This is a genomic window from Deltaproteobacteria bacterium (genome assembly GCA_005879535.1).
GTDB lineage: Bacteria > Myxococcota > Myxococcia > Myxococcales > 40CM-4-68-19 > 40CM-4-68-19.
Map to the genome: position 1 here is coordinate 1 of VBKI01000059.1, position 4,250 is coordinate 4,250.

The 4,250-nt window shown below is 68.8% G+C and carries 5 protein-coding genes and 1 pseudogene (1 of these 6 running past the window's edge); all 6 read right to left on the reverse strand.

The genetic code is table 11. The annotated features are described in order from the left end of the window. Positions 1–148: DUF58 domain-containing protein (locus E6J58_09620; GenBank protein TMB38087.1), on the reverse strand; the 148-nt coding region annotated here is incomplete at its 3' end. Continuing rightward, entirely contained in the window at positions 145–1,164 is a 1,020-nt protein-coding gene (locus tag E6J58_09625) for a MoxR family ATPase (protein TMB38088.1), read from the reverse strand. The genes E6J58_09625 and E6J58_09620, both read right to left, overlap by 4 nt. Next, positions 1,157–2,950: a tetratricopeptide repeat protein gene (locus E6J58_09630; GenBank protein TMB38089.1), complete on the reverse strand. Its 1,794-nt coding sequence runs from the start codon at positions 2,948–2,950 to the stop codon at positions 1,157–1,159. The genes E6J58_09625 and E6J58_09630 overlap by 8 nt, the downstream gene beginning before the upstream one ends. Beyond that, positions 2,746–3,540: a DUF4175 family protein gene (locus E6J58_09635; GenBank protein ID TMB38090.1), complete on the reverse strand. Its 795-nt coding sequence runs from the start codon at positions 3,538–3,540 to the stop codon at positions 2,746–2,748. Before E6J58_09635 ends, E6J58_09630 begins: the two co-directional genes overlap by 205 nt. Further along, complete coding sequence (locus E6J58_09640; GenBank protein ID TMB38091.1) at positions 3,105–4,127, reverse strand: DUF4175 family protein; 1,023 nt, start codon at positions 4,125–4,127, stop codon at positions 3,105–3,107. Before E6J58_09640 ends, E6J58_09635 begins: the two co-directional genes overlap by 436 nt. A gap of 19 nt (positions 4,128–4,146) precedes the next feature. Continuing rightward, positions 4,147–4,250, reverse strand: a pseudogene (locus E6J58_09645) (DUF4175 domain-containing protein); it runs 1,579 nt beyond the window's last position.

A 4,250-nucleotide genomic window follows, 5' to 3' on the forward strand; every position in this document is an offset into this window, starting at 1 on the left:
CGGGCGCGTACTCCTTGTGCTCCGCGAACTCCACCGACTGGCCGTGGTGCGGGCTCTTGTGCAGGCCCGTCAGCACCCCTTCCATGACCTTGCGGGCCCGGACCTGGAGCGGGCCGAGGCGGGCGAGAAGGGCGGGGTCGAGGGTCACGCCTTCGTCTCGCGGAGCAGCTCCGCGATCACCCGGCGCGAGTCCACTCCTTCCGCTTCCGCGTGGAAGTTGGTCAGCACCCGGTGACGGAGCACGGGCTCGACCAGCGCGCGCACGTCCTGCACGTCCACCGCCGGCCTCCCCTGGAGCGCTGCGCGTGCCTTGCCGGCGAGGATCAGCGCCTGCGAGGCGCGCGGGCCGGCGCCCCAGCTCACGTGGTCCTTGACGTGCTTGCCGGCGGTGTCGTGCGGCCGCGTGCGGCGGACGAGATCGACGGCGTGCCGGATGACGTGCTCCGCGGCCGGCACCCGAAGCACGAGATCCTGCAGGACGCGGATCTGCTGGGGGGAGAGCACCTTCTCCACCTGGGGCTGCGCTCCCGAGGTGGTGGTGCGGACGATCTGCACTTCCTCTTCGGCGCTGGGATAGCCGACGTCGACCATGAACATGAAGCGGTCGAGCTGCGCCTCGGGCAACGGATAGGTGCCCTCCTGCTCGATCGGATTCTGGGTCGCGAAGACGAGGAAAGGCTCATCGAGCGGATAGGTGCGGCCGCCCGCGGTCACGCGGTGCTCCTGCATCGCCTGCAGCAGCGCCGCCTGCGTCTTCGGCGGCGTGCGGTTGATCTCGTCCGCGAGCAGGACGTGCGCGAACACCGGTCCCGGCACGAAGCGGAACGCGCGGCGGCCGGTGGTGTGGTCCTCCTCCAGCACGTCGGTGCCGGTGATGTCACTGGGCATCAGGTCGGGCGTGAACTGGATGCGGTTGAAGCTGAGCGAGAGCGCTTCCGCGAGCGTGGAGATGAGCAGCGTCTTGGCCAGCCCGGGAACGCCGACGAACAGGCAGTGGCCCCGCGAGAAGAGCGCGATCAGCAGCTGCTCGATGACGGCTTCCTGGCCCACCACCCGCTCGGCGATCTCCTGGGCGATGCGGGCGCGCCCGCGGGCCAGCTCCTCGATCAGCTCCGCGTCGGACGCGGTGGTCACCGGAACGCCATTGATTGCCAGCTCACTCATGATGTCCCTTTTCACCGGAGAGTCCCGCCGCCAGCGACAGCGCCTTGCGCTCCCGCTCTTCGAGCGCCGGATCCTTGAGTCCCCTCGCGACTTCCAGGTAGGTGGCGTGCAGATCGGGGTCGAAGGGATCCACGGCAATTCCGTTGTCGAGCGCAACGCGCGCCTTGTCCAGTGCTCCGCGCTTCACCAAGACCCGCGCGTACAGCGCCTGCGCCGCCTCGTCGTCGGGATCCCGTTCGACGGCGCTTCGCAGCGCCTCCTCTGCCTCGGCGAACCGGCCCATCTGCATCTCGGAGAAGGCATACCGCCGAGCGAGCTGCGGCATCTCCCGCGGCAACCGCTGCCGGGCGCGGGCGTACTCCTTCGCCGCCGCCGCCCATCGCCTGCGCCCGTAGAAGATCTCGCCCAGGCGGGCGGCGCGCTTCCCCTCCTGGTCCGCGGGAACCTCGATCGCGCCCGGGTCCAGCGGGGGCGGCTCTGCGCGCCCTTTCGCGTCCTCCTTGAACACCAGCTTCTTCGCCACGAGAGGGCGCACCGCCTTCTGCGAGGCCGCCTTCGGGCGAGGCTTCTTCACTTCCGCGCTCCAGTCCGCCTCGAACTCCTCGAAGCTCTTCCCGTAAGCGCGGGCCACGGCCTGCTCGTCGGTCATCCCCGACGCCATCCCCGAGACCAGCTCGGTGAGCGCGGACTGCCCTCCGCGCTGGTAGAGCAGACGGATGGCCGCCTCCACCTCTGCAAACGCCAGCGCCGCCTGCTCCTGCGTGGGGAGCATGGCGATGGAGGGGTGCATCTTCGCGAACGGGATCAGCTTCCCCTTCTTCGCCGCGTCCTGCAGGAGCGAGAGGGACATCTCGTCGACCGCCATTCCCGGCGCGCCGCGCCAGCGCGTCTCGAGGAACTTCGCCAGCCCCTCCTGCAGCCAGATGGGGACCGTGTTCCTCCCTTTCTGCGTGACCAGATAATGCACGAACTCGTGCGAGACGGTGTCCAGCCAGGGGTATCCGCGAAGCAGCGCCTTTGGGCTGGTCACCATCAGCCGGCTATACTTGCAAAGCGCGATCGTGCCGCTGCCCTTGATCTGCTCGATGGTCAGCGGAGAGACGTGGGCGAGCGACCGCGCCGAGTCGTAGATCTCGACGCGGATCTTGTGCGCCGGCTCGACCCCGAGATCCTTGGTCAATCCGGAGTAAGCCTTCTCCAGCGCCTCCAGCGCGTACGGCGCGAGCAGGGTGTCCTTTCCCGGCCTGGTGCGAAGCGAGAAATGAGCGCTCTCGAAGACCTCGTTCCCCTTGGTCTCCTCCGCCGCCGCCTTGGCCAGTCGGGCATCGCTTTCCAGCGCGCCCTTGTTCAACCCACGCTCGGTGGCCTCGGCATACGCTTTCGACGCTTCGTCGTACTTCCCTTGCTCGAAGAGGATGCGCCCGCGGAAATAGGCGGCCTCCGGCGAATCCGGCCTCGTCTGCACCAGCTCGTCGAGGGCCTTGCTCGCGCCGGCGACGTCCCAGGCCTCGAGTTGCGCCTCGACGCTCTCGGCGAGAAAGCGCAGCGGCGAACCGAGCGACAACGCGAGCAGCAGCGCGATCACTTCACCAGCTCCTCGTAATACTGCTTCACCCGCTCCTTGTACTTCTCCGGAGGCGCCTGCTTCATCGCGTCGAGGAGCTCCTTGCGGAACTCCGAGGGCGCACGCGACGACTCCGCGTCGGGGATCTCGACGCGGTCGTGGCGGACGCCGTCCGATTCCTGGCCCTCGTCCTCGTTGCCGTCCCCGGCGGGCTCTCCCCAAGGCATGGGGATGCCGCCCTGCCCTCCGCCCTTGCCGCTCTGCTTCGCCAGCTTCTCCATCGCGTCCTGGAACTGCGAGAGCTTCTCGATCGCCTGCTGCTCGCCCGCCTGCGCGCCGCGCGGCTCGCCGCGGTAGAGGCGCTGCTCCGCCCCGTTCATCCCCTCCTGGGCCTGCTGGAGCATCTGCTCGTGCTGCGGCCCGAAGATCGGCACTTTCTTGCCCACCTCGCCGAGCTGGTCGCGGAGCTTGGCGAGCTGATCCTTGAGACGGCCCTGCTCCTGCGCCTGCTGCCGCATCTTCTGGGTCTGCTCCTGCGACATCCCCTGGCCCTCGCGGGGAAGGGAATCCTGGAGCCGCTGGACGATCTCCTGCAGCGGCTCCTGCGCCTCGGTCGCGCCGCGCAAGCTCTTGCGCACACCGGCGGGATCCCGCGAGAAGCCCGGATAGCGCTGGGCGACCTGATCCTCCATTCCCAGACGCCCTTGCATCGTCTCGACCGCGCGTTGGGCCCTTTCCGCCAGATCGAGCGCTTCATCGAAGTCGTTGGCGTCCAGCGCACGGGAAAGATCGGAGGTGCGGCCCTGCGCCATGTCGAGCGTGTCCTCGAGGCCGAGGTGCTCGGCGACCCTGGGGTCGATCTGGGAGATGCCTTGCCGCCCTTCTGGTCGAACCGCTTCTGCGCCTGCGACTGCATCTCGCGGCGGAGCTGCGCGGTCTTCTTCTCCAGATCCTGCTCCTTGGCCTGGAGCTCGCGGAGCTGGTCCGCCGCCTCGCGCAACGCCCGCGCCTCCTGTGCATACTGGCCGGACTGCTGCTGCCCGGCCTTCTGCTGCAGGTCCTTCTCCAGCCGCTCCAGCTGCTGCGACAGCTTGTCGAGCTGCCGGAGGGCGTCGTCGATCTTCCCGTTCTGCAGCTTCTTCTGGATGTCCGAGAGCTGGCCGAGCAGATCCTGCTCTTTCTGCATGGCCTCGGCCGCCTCGCGGTTCAGGTGCTCGTCCTGGATCCCCTTGGCGAGCTCCGACATCCGGGACATGAGATCCTGGATCCGCTCGCGCAGCCGCTCGACCTCCGAAAGCAGCTCGCGCTTCGTGTCCTCGTCCTGCGCCTTGCGCAGCTTCTCCGCCAGGCGGGCCAGCTCGCGCCGCGAGGAGGCCAGTTCCTTGCCGAGCTCCTGCATCGCGTCGAGACGCGCGCGGTCAAGCAGGTCCTCGAGGTAGAGGACGTCCTTCTCCTCCTCGCGGATCTCCGCCTGCAGCGCGCCATTGAACCCGCGAAGCGCGCCGTCGCGGCTGGTCGCGCC